We start from the raw sequence: 13985 nt of genomic DNA, 5'->3' as shown, positions 1-13985 counted from the left end.
TTTTGATCTTGCTCTTGTGGCAAGGGCCGGCAAGTTAAGACGCTCCCTCAGGATACTCACTTAACTTACCTGCATTGGGGCAAGCCCCCTCGCCACAAAACCGCTCGACGCTATTCCGACGGCATTGCCCGCAACCGCCGCCCAATCACATCCAGCACATCACACCCATCGCGCAGTGGAATGGCGCAGAGCAAGGCAAAGTCGCTGAGTATCGTCGAATCACACTCTACTGAGCCGCGCATGGACAGGTTCTCAAGCACCTGGGTGACGGCACGAATTCGATAGCCGGCAGCGTCATACAAAACATCGAGCGGCGCATGGGTATCGACGAACAGGGTAGGCATGTCACTGCAATTGCTGGTGAGCGCCATGAAGCGGTTTTTGGGGTGGGGAATTGGTTTTTCGTAGGGTGGATCAGGGGTAATTGCTGTCATTGTTTGATTCCTAACGTATGGATTGGAGCCGCCAGAAATCACTTCCACGCAATAGGTGGCGGCTGTACGCAGGTGTGGAAGACCAGGACGTTAGGCACCCGGCGCACTCGAAAGCGCCCCGCGCACAGCCACCATAAAACACAGACGATAAAAAACGCCGAACTGGTGGCGCTTGATGCGCCTAACGATAGAAGGGCTTCCACACCCTGTCACTGAATTTGCAGTGACAGGCCAAGACTATCGATGAAGCGCATCGCGCACCAGTTCATGAAAACCGCTACAACTTGAAGGAAATCTCCGATGGACCTACACGGAAATAAACGCGCGAGACTTTGCGGGGGATCAATCAGGAAAGAAGTCGGGAAAGGATGATGTTGCTGTAGGGCGATTCGCTAAAAGCGATCAACTCATTACTAAAGCAACCAGAAACAAAACGTGGCGGTAGGTTTCCCTCACGCCACGTTAATTTGTCAGACACTCAATTATTTAATCCGCAGAACCACGAGACGCCAATTCTTTCAATTTGAGTTCAGCCAGCGGATGCCCGGCCTTCGCCGCCATTTCCCACCAGCGAGCCGCTTCAGCCGGATCCGGCGCCTTGCTCGGCGTACCGGCCAGGCTGATCACGCCAACCTGATAGGCCGCCTTGCCATCCCCCGCCAACGCGGCCAGGCGCAGTAATCGCACACCCTCCTCGCGTGCCCCAAGACCGACGCCGCGAAAGGCCAGAATGTGGCCGTAGAAGCTCTGGGCGCCGACATCACCCAGGTTCGCCATACGGGCGAACTGGCCCTCGAGCCAATTCCAGCCTCGCGGCTGACGCACAAACCACGACCAATGGAACAATCGGCGGGCCAGCCAGTAACTGGCCCGCGCCTTGAGTCGTAAAAACACTCAGGCTTCCGCCGATTCGGGGTACTCGTATTCGAACACCCGCACCACTTCCGAGGCATGCCAGGACGCGGCAGCCACGCCATCGGACGGGCCGGAAAAGCGCCCGAGTCGCTCGACACATTCGAAGAAGCCGGTGCGTGGCAAGCGACTCGCGCCCTGGCTGATCACCAGCGAGCTGCGCAACGGCTGCTCGGCTCTGGCATCCAGCGCGGCGAGGTGCTCAAGGGCTGCGGTCAAGGTTTGCATGGCCGGCGTGGGTAGCTGCAAACGCTCCAGCAACGCCCGATAAGTCAAAAGATGGCGCTGACGACGCGCCTGATCCAGCTCCCCCAACAATCCGTCCCAATGTTGACGACTGATGCGTACGCTCACGATTCATCCCTCCATCCTGGCACCGTCAATTCCCAGGCGAGGCTGCGGCGAATAGCAGCGTCGGGTTGACGCTCACCGCTTTCGATCAAGGCTAGATATGACGGGCTGATGCCTACCGTGCGGGCGAGCGCCTCAATGGCGATGCCCTTCCCTTCGCGCAAATTGCGTAGTTGATCCAGACCCGGAAGAATCTGGTCTGGTGCCGCCGCGGGAGGCACTGTGGCGTCGCGCGGTGGTTGTTGCTTGATGCCTGCTGCTTTCAGTAGAGCCTGATACTGAGCCCATGGCAGAACCGCATATTCGGGCTCGCCTTCGCGTGTAATTATCTGAATATCCATGACTACCCCGTAGGACAACGACACTTAGCGAGTCGGCGCTTTTCCCTAGAAGTGTAATCCTAACAGCGGCCAAGGTCGCGGGGGTATGAATATGGATGATCCTGAATCGGTTCAGGTTTTTTTCGGGCCCTGAAGTTGCAGTTGTTCCGGGGTATCGGGCAGGCGTTCGACCACTGCGAGCTTTTCCGGCAGCTGACGCTTGCGCCAGGCACGGAAGGCGTTGAGTTCGTCATCGAGAACTTTCATCAACCAGGCCAGTACGGCAATGTCGTCGAGCATGCCGAATACCGGGATGAAATCCGGGATGGCATCCACCGGACTCAGGAAATACATCAAGCCGGCCACCACCGAGACCAATGCTTTGGGGCTGATGGCCCGGTACTCACCACGCCAGTAGGCCAGGCAGAGTGCCTGTAACAAACGCAGATCATCTTTGAGTTTACCCAGGCGATTGCCCTGGCTCGCGCCTTTGCTGGCAACCGCGAACAGCAGGGTCGGTAAACGACCACGGGCGAGCAGGCGTCCAGCCAGAGGCAGGAAACGAGCAAAATTCCAGGGCGTTTTCATTTATTACTCCCACTGAAATGTTATCCACACAAATTGTGGATAACCTTGTGAACAGAGCTGCATTTCACCGCTGAAAGCCCCGTTTCATAAGGGCCTGACTCAGATCGGGCGTTTTTTACTCACATAAAAAAACCCAAGATTTCATTGACTTGGCGTTCTGGCCCGTCTAGCTCGAGCGCCCTCACTGGCTATGACTTCAGCGTACTGCATCCGTTCGCTTTGTTTACCTCCACTGAACGCCAGATGCAACAACGCCCCGCATAAGCGAGGCGTTGTTTTTAAAGCAGACGCGAATTACTTGGGGGCGTCTTGTTTTGCTGGATCCTTGATGGCCAGCAGCTCCAGGTCGAATACCAGCACCGAGTTGGCTGGAATCGCCGGGCTTGGGCTTTGGGCGCCGTAAGCCAGTTCGCTAGGGATGTACAGTTTGTACTTCTCGCCAACGTGCATCAGTTGCAGGCCTTCGACCCAACCCGGAATCACACCGCTGACCGGCAGATCGATCGGGCTGCCGCGCTCGACGGAACTGTCGAAAACGGTGCCGTTGGTCAGTTTACCGGTGTAGTGAACAGTCACTACGTCGGTCGGCTTAGGCTGAGCGCCATCGGCTTTCTTGACCACTTCGTATTGCAGGCCGGAAGCCGTGGTGGTGACACCCGCTTTCTTGCCGTTCTCTTCGAGGAATTTCTTGCCGGCGGCTGCCGACTCTTCGCTCATCTTGGCCAAACGCTCTTCAGCACGCTTTTGCAATGCAGCGAAGGCTTCAACCAGCTCTTCATCTTTCAGCTTCTGTTCTTTCTTGCCGACGGCATCTTCGATGCCCTGGGCTACCGCTTTGGAATCCAGATCATCCATGCCTTCCTGAGCCAGGCTTTTGCCCATGTTCAGGCCGATACCGTAGGAAGCTTTTTGCGCCGGGGTTTTCAGCTCTACGCTGGTCTGCGAATCACAACCCGCAAGTACCAGGCCAACCAGGGCCACCGCCGCCGCCAACCGATGCTGTTTCATGCTATTTCCTTGTTCATGCGCCTAAAGGGCAATCGAGTAAAGCCGCGAGCTTATCAGGCCGCCACGACCAATGGCTACCGGCATGAGAGCAGGAAACATCTGATAAGTTCAGGTGTTTAAACGCATTTTGGCTATAGAAGGATGAAGCTTCTGTCATTTCGCTCTTACGGACTCAAGCGCCACTTCCCACAGACTCTGGCGTAATGGCCTCTTGCCGCACTTCTTGAGCTGAGGCATAAGGGAGCTACAAACTGACAAGGATGTTTATCGTGCGCCTCATATTTCGCTTGCTGATCCTGATCGCAGTCTTGCTGGGGCTGGGCCTCGCCGTAGTGCTGTATTACGTCGCCAACCCGAAATTGCCGGCCTGGTCACCGGCGCAACAGGTAAATTACCTGGAGCAATGGAGCGCCGCCGACCGACAGGCTTACTACTTCACGCCTCAGGGTACCCAGGTCAAAGGCTTGCGCTATGACTGGTTCAATGCCCTGGAACTGCCCTTCTCGCAAAAACGATTCGCCGCTCCTGAATACCTTGCACGCTTTGGGTTTCTGATCGACCCGAGCCAGAAAGCCACGCCGAGCAACCCTGGTAACCTGCCCGTCGGTTTTGCCCGTCATCAAAACCCCGGCAGCCAGGACGAGTATCTGGACATCACCTGCGCCGCCTGCCACACCGGCGAATTACGCTTCAATGGCCAGGCTGTGCGCATCGACGGCGGCTCGGCCCAGCATGTGTTGCCCTCCAGCGTCCCGACCCTGCGTGGCGGCAGTTTCGGCCAGGCACTGGTGGCCAGTCTCGCCTCGACTTACTACAATCCTTGGAAATTCGAACGTTTCGCCCGCAATGTTTTGGGTCAGGACTACGACGCACGGCATCAACAACTACGCCAGGATTTTAAAGTCTCACTCGATACCTTCTTGAAAGTGGCTTGGAACGACACCCATCGAGGCCTTTACCCCACCGAAGAAGGTCCCGGCCGCACCGATGCTTTCGGGCGCATTGCCAACGCCAGCTTCGGCGACGCGATTTCACCCGCCAACTATCGGGTGGCCAACGCTCCGGTGGACTACCCGCAACTGTGGGACATGTGGACCTTCGACTGGGTGCAGTGGAACGGTTCGGCGCAGCAACCCATGGCCCGTAATATCGGTGAGGCCTTGGGTGTGGGCGCCACGCTGAATTTCTTCGACAGCAGTGGGCAGCCGCTCAAGGGCGACGACCGCTACCCGTCCAGCGTCCGGGTGCGCGATCTGCATCGGATCGAAGAAACCTTGCAGCGACTCAAACCACCCGTCTGGCCGGAAGCCCTGTTGGGCAATATTGACAAGCCCTTGGCCGCAAAAGGCCGCGAACTGTTCGCTGAAAATTGCGCGGGGTGTCATGTCCCCCGCGTCACCCAAAGCGACGGCAGACCAGTGCAACATCTGAAATTGCTGCCTGTGGAGGTCATTGGCACAGACCCCGGCGCCGCCAACAACATTGCCGATCATCGCTTCGATCTGACGGCTTTACAGTGGGATCCGGCGGAGCTTGCGCAACTGGATGTACGGCTGTATCCCGCACCCACAGAACCTTTGGATATGAGCCAGTTGTCCGTGGCCAAGGGACTGGCTTATGTCACTGCTTTCGTGGGCAACCAGGCCTACCGCGAAGCCAATGTGACACCCGCAGAGCGTCCGAACCTGGACGGATTCGGCCTGCCGATCGGCGTTCAGGAGTTGCGTAGCTACAAGGCCCGACCTTTGGCGGGCGTCTGGGCCACGCCGCCGTTTTTGCATAACGGTTCGGTACCGAGCCTTTATCAATTGCTCTCGCCACAAAGTGAACGCGCGACCACGTTCTACAAGGGCACCTTCGAATATGACCCTAAACACGTGGGCTATCGCACCGAAGCCTTCACCAACGGTTTTGTGTTCGACACGCGCATTACCGGTAATCACAACAGCGGCCACGAGTTCCGCGCAGGTGAACGCGGTAACGGCGTCATTGGTCGTCTGCTGCAACCGGAGGAACGCTGGGCGCTGCTGGAATACCTGAAAGTGTTGGGCGGCCCGATGGAGTCGCAATTACCAGACCGCCGCCTCAGTCAAAAGGATTGACCCATGCTGATCACTCTCTGGTTGCGCCTGGGTGCCTTCCTCGGCAAAACCCTGCTGTGGTTGTTGGGTCTGGGCCTGCTCGGCTGGGCGCTGATCATGGCCTGGTCTGCCTGGCAGCATCGCGGCCCGGTATCGGCTGAAGAACTGATTCCGGACGGCGAAGCGGCAATGACTCAGGACATCATCCAGACGGCCGTACGTATCGTCGATCAACACCGGGAAAGCACCCGCTACCTGCGCGATGCCCATGCCAAGGCCCATGGCTGCGTGAAGGCCGAGGTTCAGGTGCTGCCGGATTTGACGGCGGAGTTACGTCAGGGCGTGTTCAGCGAACCGGGCAAAACCTGGCAAGCGACGATACGGCTGTCCAACGGCAATGCGTATCCGCAGTTCGATAGCATCCGCGATGCTCGGGGCATGGCCATCAAACTATCCGATGTGCCTGGTAAACAGTTGCTGAGTGACCGACAAGGGCACAGCGAACAGGACTTCGTGATGTTCAACCATCCGAACTTCTTTGTCAGCGATGTCGCTGAGTATCGTCAGAATGTGGCTGCTCAGGCTGATGGCAAAAAGGCGATGGCGTTCTTCCCGGGCTGGGACCCGCGCACGTGGCAAGTTCGCCATCTGTTTATTGCGCTGGCGACGCTCTCCCCTGCCCCGGCAAGCCCGACGCAGACCACTTACTTTTCGGTTTCGCCGTACAAGTTCGGTGATGCCAACGCTAAATTCCGTGTGATTCCGGATCCCGATAGCTGCCCGGTCTACGCACTGCCCACGCAAAATCAAAACCTGCCGAATTTCCTGCGCAGTGCGCTGAACCAGCAGTTATCTACCGATCGGGTACCGGCCTGTTTCGTTTTACAGATCCAGCGTCAGGATGCGGGCAAGTACATGCCGATCGAAGACACCAGTATCGAGTGGAACGAAAGCGACGCGCCCTTCGAAACTGTGGCCAGGATCAAGCTGCCTGCCCAGGATTTCGACACCCCGGCGCTGAACCTGCAATGCGACAACCTGTCGTTCAACCCATGGTTCGGGCTTGAAGCCCATAGGCCGATTGGCGGGATCAACCGGTTGCGCAAAGCGGTGTACGAGGCCGTCAGCGACTACCGGCACAGCCGTAACGCCGAACAATAGGCAAGACAGAAACGAAAAAAGCGACCCGAGCAGATCAATGCCTGTCAGTTCAGGTGCACAACATGTGGGAGCGAGCCTGCTCGCGATGACGGCGGTACATTCAGCATCAATGTTGGCTGACCCGCCGCTATCGCGAGCAGGCTCGCTCCCACAGGGGCTGCGGTGTTCAAGTCCTAACTGACGGGCGCTGCCCGAACAGGTCGCTTTTTCAGTGGATTCGCTACAAAGCCAAATCCCAGACAGCAAAAAGCCCGCATTAAGCGGGCTTTCTGTGGTGATCTGGCGTTCAGCGTTCCAGATACCGAATATGGCGCAGCGGACGGGACTCGAACCCGCGACCCCCGGCGTGACAGGCCGGTATTCTAACCGACTGAACTACCGCTGCGCGTAGCGTTGAAAGTAAGTGGTGGGTGATGACGGGATCGAACCGCCGACATTCTGCTTGTAAGGCAGACGCTCTCCCAGCTGAGCTAATCACCCTTTACCTTCGTTGCGGGGCGCATTGTGCCACAGATTTTCATAAAGTGTTGATTTAATTGATAAAAAATCAAAAAAATCTGAAAACCGGTAAAACGACACACCCTGCAGGAACTTCAGACAGAAAAAAACCCGCGTTAGCGGGCTTTTCCGTGGTGACCTGGCGTTCAGCGTTCCAGGTTACCGAATATGGCGCAGCGGACGGGACTCGAACCCGCGACCCCCGGCGTGACAGGCCGGTATTCTAACCGACTGAACTACCGCTGCGCGTAACACTAAAGCGAATGGTGGGTGATGACGGGATCGAACCGCCGACATTCTGCTTGTAAGGCAGACGCTCTCCCAGCTGAGCTAATCACCCTTCACTTTCGGTGTGGCGCGCATTCTACGGAGCGACCCAACCTCTGGCAAGCACTTTTTTAATTAATTTTCTCAGGCCTTCCAAAGGCTTAGAGAAGGGTTGGCCTATGGCACACGGAGGACAATAATGCCCCCCTTTGTATAAAGGAGAGACTCACCCCATGTGGTTCAAAAACCTGCTTATCTATCGCCTGACCCAAGATCTGCCTTTTGATGCCGAGGCGTTGGAAACTGCACTGGCCACCAAACTGGCGCGTCCATGTGCAAGCCAGGAGTTGACCACCTACGGTTTCGTCGCGCCATTCGGCAAGGGCGAAGACGCGCCGCTGGTGCACATCAGCGGCGACTTCTTGCTGATCGCCGCCCGTAAGGAAGAACGCATTCTGCCGGGCAGTGTCGTGCGTGATGCTGTGAAGGAAAAGGTCGAAGAGATCGAAGCCGAGCAAATGCGCAAGGTCTACAAAAAGGAACGCGATCAGATCAAGGATGAAATCATCCAGGCCTTCCTGCCCCGCGCCTTTATCCGCCGCTCGTCGACCTTCGCCGCCATCGCGCCGAAACAGGGCCTGATCCTGGTTAACTCGGCCAGCCCGAAACGCGCCGAAGACCTGCTCTCCACCCTGCGCGAAGTGATCGGCTCGCTGCCGGTGCGTCCGTTGACGGTGAAGATGTCGCCGACCGCCACCATGACCGAGTGGGTCACCACCCAGAAAGCCGCGAATGATTTCTTCGTGCTGGACGAGTGCGAACTGCGCGACACACACGAAGACGGCGGCATCGTGCGCTGCAAGCGTCAGGACCTGACCAGCGAAGAAATCCAGCTGCACCTGAGCACCGGCAAAGTGGTTACTCAACTGTCGCTGGCCTGGCAGGACAAACTGTCGTTCGTGCTTGACGACAAAATGGTGGTCAAGCGCCTGAAGTTCGAAGACCTGCTGCAAGATCAGGCAGAACAGGACGGTGGCGACGAAGCCCTGGGGCAACTGGACGCCAGCTTTACCCTGATGATGCTGACCTTCGGCGACTTCCTGCCGTCGATGGTTGAGGCGTTGGGCGGTGAAGAGATGCCGCAGGGCATCTAAAGACGTTTGATGCCTACTGTGGGAGCGAGCCCGCTCGCGATAGTGGAGTTTCAGTCAACATCATTGTTGAGTGTCAGCCCCTCATCGCGAGCAGGCTCGCTCCCACATTGGTTTTGTGGTGCTACTTAAACAAGGATCAGGCCATGCGCGCACTGGCTGCATTGAGTCGTTTTGTCGGCAACACCTTCGCTTACTGGGTACTGATTTTCGCCGTCGTGGCGTTTGTGCAACCGACCTGGTTCATCGGCTTGAAAGGCGCCATCGTACCGCTGCTGGGTCTGGTGATGTTCGGCATGGGCCTGACCCTCAAGCTTGAAGACTTCGCCGAAGTCGCTCGCCATCCGTGGCGCGTGGCGCTGGGCGTGGTCGCTCATTTCGTGATCATGCCCGGTGTGGCGTGGTTACTCTGCCAGGTTTTCCACTTGCCGCCAGAGATCGCCGTCGGGGTGATTCTGGTTGGCTGCTGCCCAAGCGGCACCTCCTCGAACGTGATGACCTGGCTGGCGCGTGGCGATCTGGCGTTGTCGGTGGCCATTGCCGCCGTCACTACCCTCCTCGCTCCGCTGCTGACGCCAGCGCTGATCTGGCTACTGGCTTCGGCCTGGTTGCCGGTGTCGTTCATGGAGCTGTTCTGGTCGATCCTGCAAGTCGTGCTGCTGCCGATCGTGCTCGGCGTGGTTGCCCAGCGCGTACTCGGTGATCGGGTTCGTCACGCCGTAGACGTGTTGCCACTGGTGTCGGTGGTGAGCATCGTGATCATCGTCACTGCCGTGGTGGCTGCCAGCCAAGCGAAGATTGCCGAATCCGGCCTGCTGATCATGGCCGTGGTGATGTTGCACAACAGCTTCGGCTACTTGCTGGGTTACTTCACCGGGCGCCTGTTCAACCTGCCACTGGCCCAGCGCAAATCCCTGGCACTGGAAGTCGGCATGCAGAACTCCGGCTTGGGCGCGGCCCTGGCCAGTGCGCACTTCTCGCCGTTGGCAGCGGTGCCAAGCGCGTTGTTCAGCGTCTGGCACAACATTTCCGGAGCACTGCTCTCGACGTATTTCCGTCGTATGAGCGAGAAGGAAGACCGGCAAATCGCTGCTCAGCAGGCGGCGGATTAAGCCGCAAACTTGATCCTCGGATTAATGATGGGCACTCTATTGCGCAACGCGGGGACGACCTCGCGGCTCGATCGAATCATTAATCCGGGGACGACCCCATCCATCGATGGAGGTCTCTGATGTCCTGGATCATTCTGTTTCTCGCCGGCCTGTTCGAAGTCGGCTGGGCCGTCGGCCTGAAATACACCGACGGTTTCAGCCGCCCTCTTCCTACCGCACTGACCATTGCCGCCATGGCGATCAGCCTTGGCCTGCTGGGCCTTGCCATGAAGGAATTGCCGCTGGGCACGGCCTATGCGATCTGGACTGGCGTGGGTGCGGTGGGCACGGTAATCGCCGGGATCATTCTGTTTGGTGAATCCATGGCGCTGTTTCGGCTGGCCAGTGTGGCGTTGATCATTGCCGGGTTGGTTGGGCTCAAGGTTAGCGCTTAGGCCTCTACCGTCTTCGCGGGCAAGCCTCGCTCCTACAGGGGTTGGTGGTGTGTCCTCAACCTGTAGGAGCGAGGCTTGCCCGCGAAGAGGCCCGCCCGCTCAACGACTATCTAACGGCCCCACGCAACTCCCCTACCAACCCTTGCAATGTCGCCGGCTCAGCCACTTCAACGGCCACCGCCGGGCCCGCCACCAGGGTCACCCGCGACCACAGTCGACGAAACACGCCCTTGTCCGGATCACGGCTGAAGAAACTCCCCCACAACCCCTGCAATGCCAGCGGAATCACCGGCACCGGCGTTTCTTCGAGAATCCGCGTCAGCCCGCCCTTGAACTCGTTGATCTCGCCATCGGCGGTCAACTTGCCTTCAGGGAAAATGCACACCAGCTCACCGTCCTTCAGATACTGAGCGATGCGGGTGAAGGCTTTTTCGTAGATCTGAATGTCTTCCTGTCGTCCGGCAATCGGAATCGTCCCCGCCGTGCGGAAGATGAAGTTCAGCACCGGCAGATTGTAGATTTTGTAATACATCACAAAGCGAATCGGCCGACGCACTGCGCCGCCTATCAGCAACGCATCGACGAACGACACATGGTTGCAAACCAGCAATGCCGCGCCTTCATCGGGAATCAGCTCCAGGTTGCGATGCTCGACGCGGTACATGGAATGGCCGAGCAGCCAGATCATGAAGCGCATGCTGAACTCGGGGACGATTTTGAAGATGTAAGCATTGACGCCAATGTTCAGCAGCGACACCACCAGGAATAGCTGCGGGATCGACAGCTTGGCGATGCTCAGCAAGACGATCGACACAATCGCCGACACCACCATGAACAGGGCGTTAAGAATGTTGTTGGCGGCGATCACTCGCGCCCGTTCGTTCTCGACAGTACGCGACTGGATCAGCGCATACAGTGGCACGATGTAAAAACCGCCAAAGATCCCAAGCCCAAGAATGTCGATCAACACCAGCCAGGCGTGACCAAACCCCAGGACTTCGATCCAGCCATGACCGGCAACGCTGTCTGGAATCGTGCCGGAATGCCACCACAGCAACAGGCCAAACACCGTCAGACCGAATGAGCCAAACGGCACCAGACCGATCTCGACTTTGCGCCCGGAGAGTTTCTCGCAGAGCATCGAACCCAGTGCGATACCGACCGAGAACACGGTAAGAATCAGCGTCACCACAGTCTCGTCGCCGTGCATCCATTCCTTGGCATACGCCGGGATCTGCGTCAGATAAATCGCCCCGACAAACCAGAACCATGAGTTGCCGACGATCGAACGCGATACTGCCGGGGTTTGCCCCAGGCCCAACTTCAAGGTAGCCCAGGACTGGCTGAAAATGTTCCAGTTCAAACGCATTTCCGGCGATGCCGCGGCAGCCCGGGGAATGCTGCGGCTGGCCAGGTAACCGAGCACGGCGATGCCGATGATTGCCGTGGACACGACCGGCGCGTAGTTGCTGGCCGACATCATGATCCCGGCGCCAATGGTCCCGGCGAGAATCGCCAGGAAGGTGCCCATTTCCACCAGACCGTTGCCGCCCACCAACTCCTCTTCGCGCAACGCCTGCGGCAGGATCGAGTACTTCACCGGCCCGAACAGCGCCGAGTGGGTGCCCATGGCAAACAACGCGACCAGCATCAGCGACAAATGATCGAACATGAAACCGACCGCGCCCACCGTCATGATGACGATTTCCCCGAGCTTGATCAGACGGATCAGCGCGTCCTTGGCAAACTTTTCCCCGAACTGCCCCGCCAGAGCCGAGAACAGGAAAAACGGCAAGATAAACAGCAACGCACACAGGTTGACCCAGATCGATCGGTCACCCTCGATGGTCAGCCGGTACAGAATGGCGAGGATCAACGACTGCTTGAAAATGTTGTCGTTGAAGGCACCCAGGGACTGCGTGACAAAAAACGGCAGGAAGCGCCGGGTGCGAAGCAAGGTGAACTGCGAGGGGTGACTCATCTTCCATGTGTCCCTGATGTTGGATAAAAAGTGGCGTGGCAATTGTTATTGGAATGTCGAGCGTCGATCCAGGCCACAGATTACCCAATCTTTGCCGGTTATTTGTTTAATCCTGCAATGCACGGCGAAACAAACAACTCACCTCGCCATGCGCCCTGCACCGTGCGTTTGGCAACAATCAGCCACATCACCGCCAGCAACGCCACCAGTACACAGCCAAAGACACGGAAAAACGTCAGGTGCAACGTGCTCGCCAGGTTCAACGTCGCCAAAGAATAGACGCCCAACGGGAAAGTGAAGCCCCACCAGCCGAGGTTGAACGGGATACCGGCGCGCAAGTAACGCACAGTGATCAACAGCGCAATCAGCATCCACCAGAGCCCGAAGCCCCACAGCGTGATGCCGGCCACCAAGCCAAGCCCTGCGGCGATCTCGCCGATACCCGGCAAACCGTTGGCGGCAAAGATCGCTGGCGCGTCGGCACCCAACAGCAACATGCCCAGCGCACCGGTGCCAATCGGCCCAAGAGCCAGCCAGCTTGAGGCGGCCATGTTCTCGTGGGGCAATTTATGCAACGCCATGCGCAGCAACAGGATGGTCAGGATGCTGAACGCCACCGGCAGGGAAAAGGCCCAGAGCACGTAGCTGGTCACCAACACCACCAGTTGTGAATGAGCATCGACCAGATGCGGCGCCAGCAAGCCGCCGCTGGCCGCCGCCACTTCCGCCGCCACCACCGGCAACAGCCAGACCGCAGTCATCTGGTCGATGCTGTGCTCCTGACGGGTGAACATCATGTAGGGAATCAATACGCCGCAGGCTAGCGACATCGCCACGTCCAGCCACCACAGCACTTCGGCGACAGGAATCACACCGTCACCCCAGCGCGGCAAACCGAACAGCAGAAAGCCATTGATGAGGGTCGCAAGGCCCATGGGAATGGTGCCGAAAAACATCGAAACCGTGGAGTGCCCGAAAATCCGCCGCGCCTCGTCGAAGAACATGACCCAACGCGCGGCATACATGGCCGTGAACATGACAAACAGGACAATGTTGAACAGCCACAGGCCTTCGGCAAACGCATGCAGACCGGGATTCGCCACCGGCCATTGCGCAAGCGCGAGCGCCAATACACCCGTGCCCATGGTCGCTGCGAACCAGTTGGGGGTGAATTGGCGGATGGCCTCTCGAGGGTGCTGCAAATGACTGAGCGGTTTGATACCGGGTTTAACGCTATGGGTGCAGGTCATGGTGAACTCCTGTCCTCTCGTGAGGTGGGAGTTCATGGTAGATCCGAATAGAATATCGATATAACGGGTAATATCTCTAACTGTTATCTGTTTTGCAGATATGCATCAGACGCTGCCTTCAGTCTCGATCACCAATATCCGCGCCACACCCAGCGGATGAGCCACATGCTCGGTGCCCACCGAGGCATAAAAGATATCGCCGACTTCGAGTAGCGTTTCCTTCTCCTGGCCTTCTTCGCGATAACGCATCTGCACCTGCCCATCGAGCACCACGAACACTTCCTGACCGTCGTTGATATGCCACTTATAGGGCTGATCGGTCCAGTGCAAACGAGTGGTGATGCCATTCATGTTGGCAATGTCCAGCGCCGCCCAGGCGCGGTCACCAGTGAAGGATTTGCTGCGGATGATCTTCATGGGTCGGTCCGTCGAAATGA

General features: G+C 57.9%; 14 protein-coding genes and 4 tRNA genes. 5 read left to right on the top strand and 13 right to left on the bottom strand.

Annotated elements, in window-relative coordinates:
* Positions 1–110 precede the first annotated feature (110 nt).
* The 6 genes from ACZ89R_RS27050 to ACZ89R_RS27025 all read right to left on the bottom strand — a co-directional run bounded on the left by ACZ89R_RS27050 (position 111) and on the right by ACZ89R_RS27025 (position 3613).
* Positions 111–434: a hypothetical protein gene (locus ACZ89R_RS27050; RefSeq protein ID WP_429547555.1), complete on the bottom strand. Its 324-nt coding sequence runs from the start codon at positions 432–434 to the stop codon at positions 111–113.
* Positions 435–920: 486 nt separating this feature from the next.
* Positions 921–1328: an SEL1-like repeat protein gene (locus ACZ89R_RS27045; RefSeq protein WP_192345787.1), complete on the bottom strand. Its 408-nt coding sequence runs from the start codon at positions 1326–1328 to the stop codon at positions 921–923.
* A complete protein-coding gene (locus ACZ89R_RS27040) occupies positions 1329–1700 on the bottom strand; it encodes a hypothetical protein (protein WP_007898892.1) in 372 nt (123 codons plus the stop codon).
* Positions 1697–2038: a helix-turn-helix domain-containing protein gene (locus ACZ89R_RS27035; RefSeq protein ID WP_030131674.1), complete on the bottom strand. Its 342-nt coding sequence runs from the start codon at positions 2036–2038 to the stop codon at positions 1697–1699. Before ACZ89R_RS27035 ends, ACZ89R_RS27040 begins: the two co-directional genes overlap by 4 nt.
* 111 nt (positions 2039–2149) lie before the next feature.
* Positions 2150–2605, bottom strand: a complete 456-nt coding sequence (locus tag ACZ89R_RS27030; RefSeq protein ID WP_123496210.1) for a YkvA family protein — start codon at positions 2603–2605, stop codon at positions 2150–2152.
* Positions 2606–2899: 294 nt separating this feature from the next.
* The gene (locus ACZ89R_RS27025) at positions 2900–3613 is read right to left on the bottom strand and encodes an FKBP-type peptidyl-prolyl cis-trans isomerase (RefSeq protein ID WP_007898896.1); all 714 of its coding nucleotides are present in this window, start codon (positions 3611–3613) and stop codon (positions 2900–2902) included.
* A gap of 269 nt (positions 3614–3882) precedes the next feature.
* Between ACZ89R_RS27025 and ACZ89R_RS27020 the strand changes: the two genes are divergently transcribed.
* A complete protein-coding gene (locus ACZ89R_RS27020; RefSeq protein ID WP_429547556.1) occupies positions 3883–5715 on the top strand; it encodes a di-heme-cytochrome C peroxidase in 1833 nt (610 codons plus the stop codon).
* Between the two features lie 3 nt (positions 5716–5718).
* Complete coding sequence (locus tag ACZ89R_RS27015; protein ID WP_429547557.1) at positions 5719–6855, top strand: catalase family protein; 1137 nt, start codon at positions 5719–5721, stop codon at positions 6853–6855.
* A gap of 308 nt (positions 6856–7163) precedes the next feature.
* Here the strand turns inward: ACZ89R_RS27015 and ACZ89R_RS27010 are convergent.
* The 4 genes from ACZ89R_RS27010 to ACZ89R_RS26995 form a co-directional block, all read right to left on the bottom strand.
* Positions 7164–7240: transfer RNA gene (locus ACZ89R_RS27010), tRNA-Asp, on the bottom strand.
* A 19-nt stretch (positions 7241–7259) separates the two neighbouring features.
* Positions 7260–7335: transfer RNA gene (locus ACZ89R_RS27005), tRNA-Val, on the bottom strand.
* 187 nt (positions 7336–7522) lie between these two features.
* Positions 7523–7599: transfer RNA gene (locus ACZ89R_RS27000), tRNA-Asp, on the bottom strand.
* An 18-nt stretch (positions 7600–7617) separates the two neighbouring features.
* Positions 7618–7693 (bottom strand) — tRNA-Val (locus ACZ89R_RS26995).
* A 160-nt stretch (positions 7694–7853) separates the two neighbouring features.
* Between ACZ89R_RS26995 and rdgC the strand changes: the two genes are divergently transcribed.
* The 3 genes from rdgC to sugE all read left to right on the top strand — a co-directional run bounded on the left by rdgC (position 7854) and on the right by sugE (position 10317).
* Positions 7854–8774, top strand: a complete 921-nt coding sequence (gene rdgC, locus ACZ89R_RS26990; RefSeq protein ID WP_123496202.1) for a recombination-associated protein RdgC — start codon at positions 7854–7856, stop codon at positions 8772–8774.
* Between the two features lie 143 nt (positions 8775–8917).
* Positions 8918–9883: a bile acid:sodium symporter family protein gene (locus ACZ89R_RS26985; RefSeq protein WP_007898902.1), complete on the top strand. Its 966-nt coding sequence runs from the start codon at positions 8918–8920 to the stop codon at positions 9881–9883.
* Positions 9884–10002: 119 nt separating this feature from the next.
* The gene (gene sugE / locus ACZ89R_RS26980) at positions 10003–10317 is read left to right on the top strand and encodes a quaternary ammonium compound efflux SMR transporter SugE (protein WP_008071553.1); all 315 of its coding nucleotides are present in this window, start codon (positions 10003–10005) and stop codon (positions 10315–10317) included.
* A 106-nt stretch (positions 10318–10423) separates the two neighbouring features.
* On the opposite strand, the gene ACZ89R_RS26975 is transcribed toward sugE, so the two are convergent.
* The 3 genes from ACZ89R_RS26975 to ACZ89R_RS26965 form a co-directional block, all read right to left on the bottom strand.
* A complete protein-coding gene (locus ACZ89R_RS26975; protein ID WP_429547558.1) occupies positions 10424–12298 on the bottom strand; it encodes an MFS transporter in 1875 nt (624 codons plus the stop codon).
* A 98-nt stretch (positions 12299–12396) separates the two neighbouring features.
* A complete protein-coding gene (locus ACZ89R_RS26970; protein WP_429547559.1) occupies positions 12397–13548 on the bottom strand; it encodes a TDT family transporter in 1152 nt (383 codons plus the stop codon).
* A 105-nt stretch (positions 13549–13653) separates the two neighbouring features.
* A complete protein-coding gene (locus ACZ89R_RS26965; protein WP_123496194.1) occupies positions 13654–13965 on the bottom strand; it encodes a cupin domain-containing protein in 312 nt (103 codons plus the stop codon).
* Between the last annotated feature and the right edge of the window lie 20 nt (positions 13966–13985).

Source organism: Pseudomonas sp. TE3728 (assembly GCF_056279145.1).
This window is presented reverse-complemented; position numbering and strand designations above follow the sequence as displayed.

Bases quoted from the DNA above. Each gene is read 5' to 3' on its own strand.
- ACZ89R_RS27050 (WP_429547555.1), bottom strand. From the start codon at position 434: ATGACAGCAATTACCCCTGATCCACCCTACGAAAAACCAATTCCCCAC.
- ACZ89R_RS27035 (WP_030131674.1), bottom strand. From the start codon at position 2,038: ATGGATATTCAGATAATTACACGCGAAGGCGAGCCCGAATATGCGGTT.
- ACZ89R_RS27030 (WP_123496210.1), bottom strand. From the start codon at position 2,605: ATGAAAACGCCCTGGAATTTTGCTCGTTTCCTGCCTCTGGCTGGACGC.
- ACZ89R_RS27025 (WP_007898896.1), bottom strand. From the start codon at position 3,613: ATGAAACAGCATCGGTTGGCGGCGGCGGTGGCCCTGGTTGGCCTGGTA.
- ACZ89R_RS27015 (WP_429547557.1), top strand. From the start codon at position 5,719: ATGCTGATCACTCTCTGGTTGCGCCTGGGTGCCTTCCTCGGCAAAACC.
- rdgC (WP_123496202.1), top strand. From the start codon at position 7,854: ATGTGGTTCAAAAACCTGCTTATCTATCGCCTGACCCAAGATCTGCCT.
- ACZ89R_RS26985 (WP_007898902.1), top strand. From the start codon at position 8,918: ATGCGCGCACTGGCTGCATTGAGTCGTTTTGTCGGCAACACCTTCGCT.
- sugE (WP_008071553.1), top strand. From the start codon at position 10,003: ATGTCCTGGATCATTCTGTTTCTCGCCGGCCTGTTCGAAGTCGGCTGG.
- ACZ89R_RS26975 (WP_429547558.1), bottom strand. From the start codon at position 12,298: ATGAGTCACCCCTCGCAGTTCACCTTGCTTCGCACCCGGCGCTTCCTG.
- ACZ89R_RS26970 (WP_429547559.1), bottom strand. From the start codon at position 13,548: ATGACCTGCACCCATAGCGTTAAACCCGGTATCAAACCGCTCAGTCAT.
- ACZ89R_RS26965 (WP_123496194.1), bottom strand. From the start codon at position 13,965: ATGAAGATCATCCGCAGCAAATCCTTCACTGGTGACCGCGCCTGGGCG.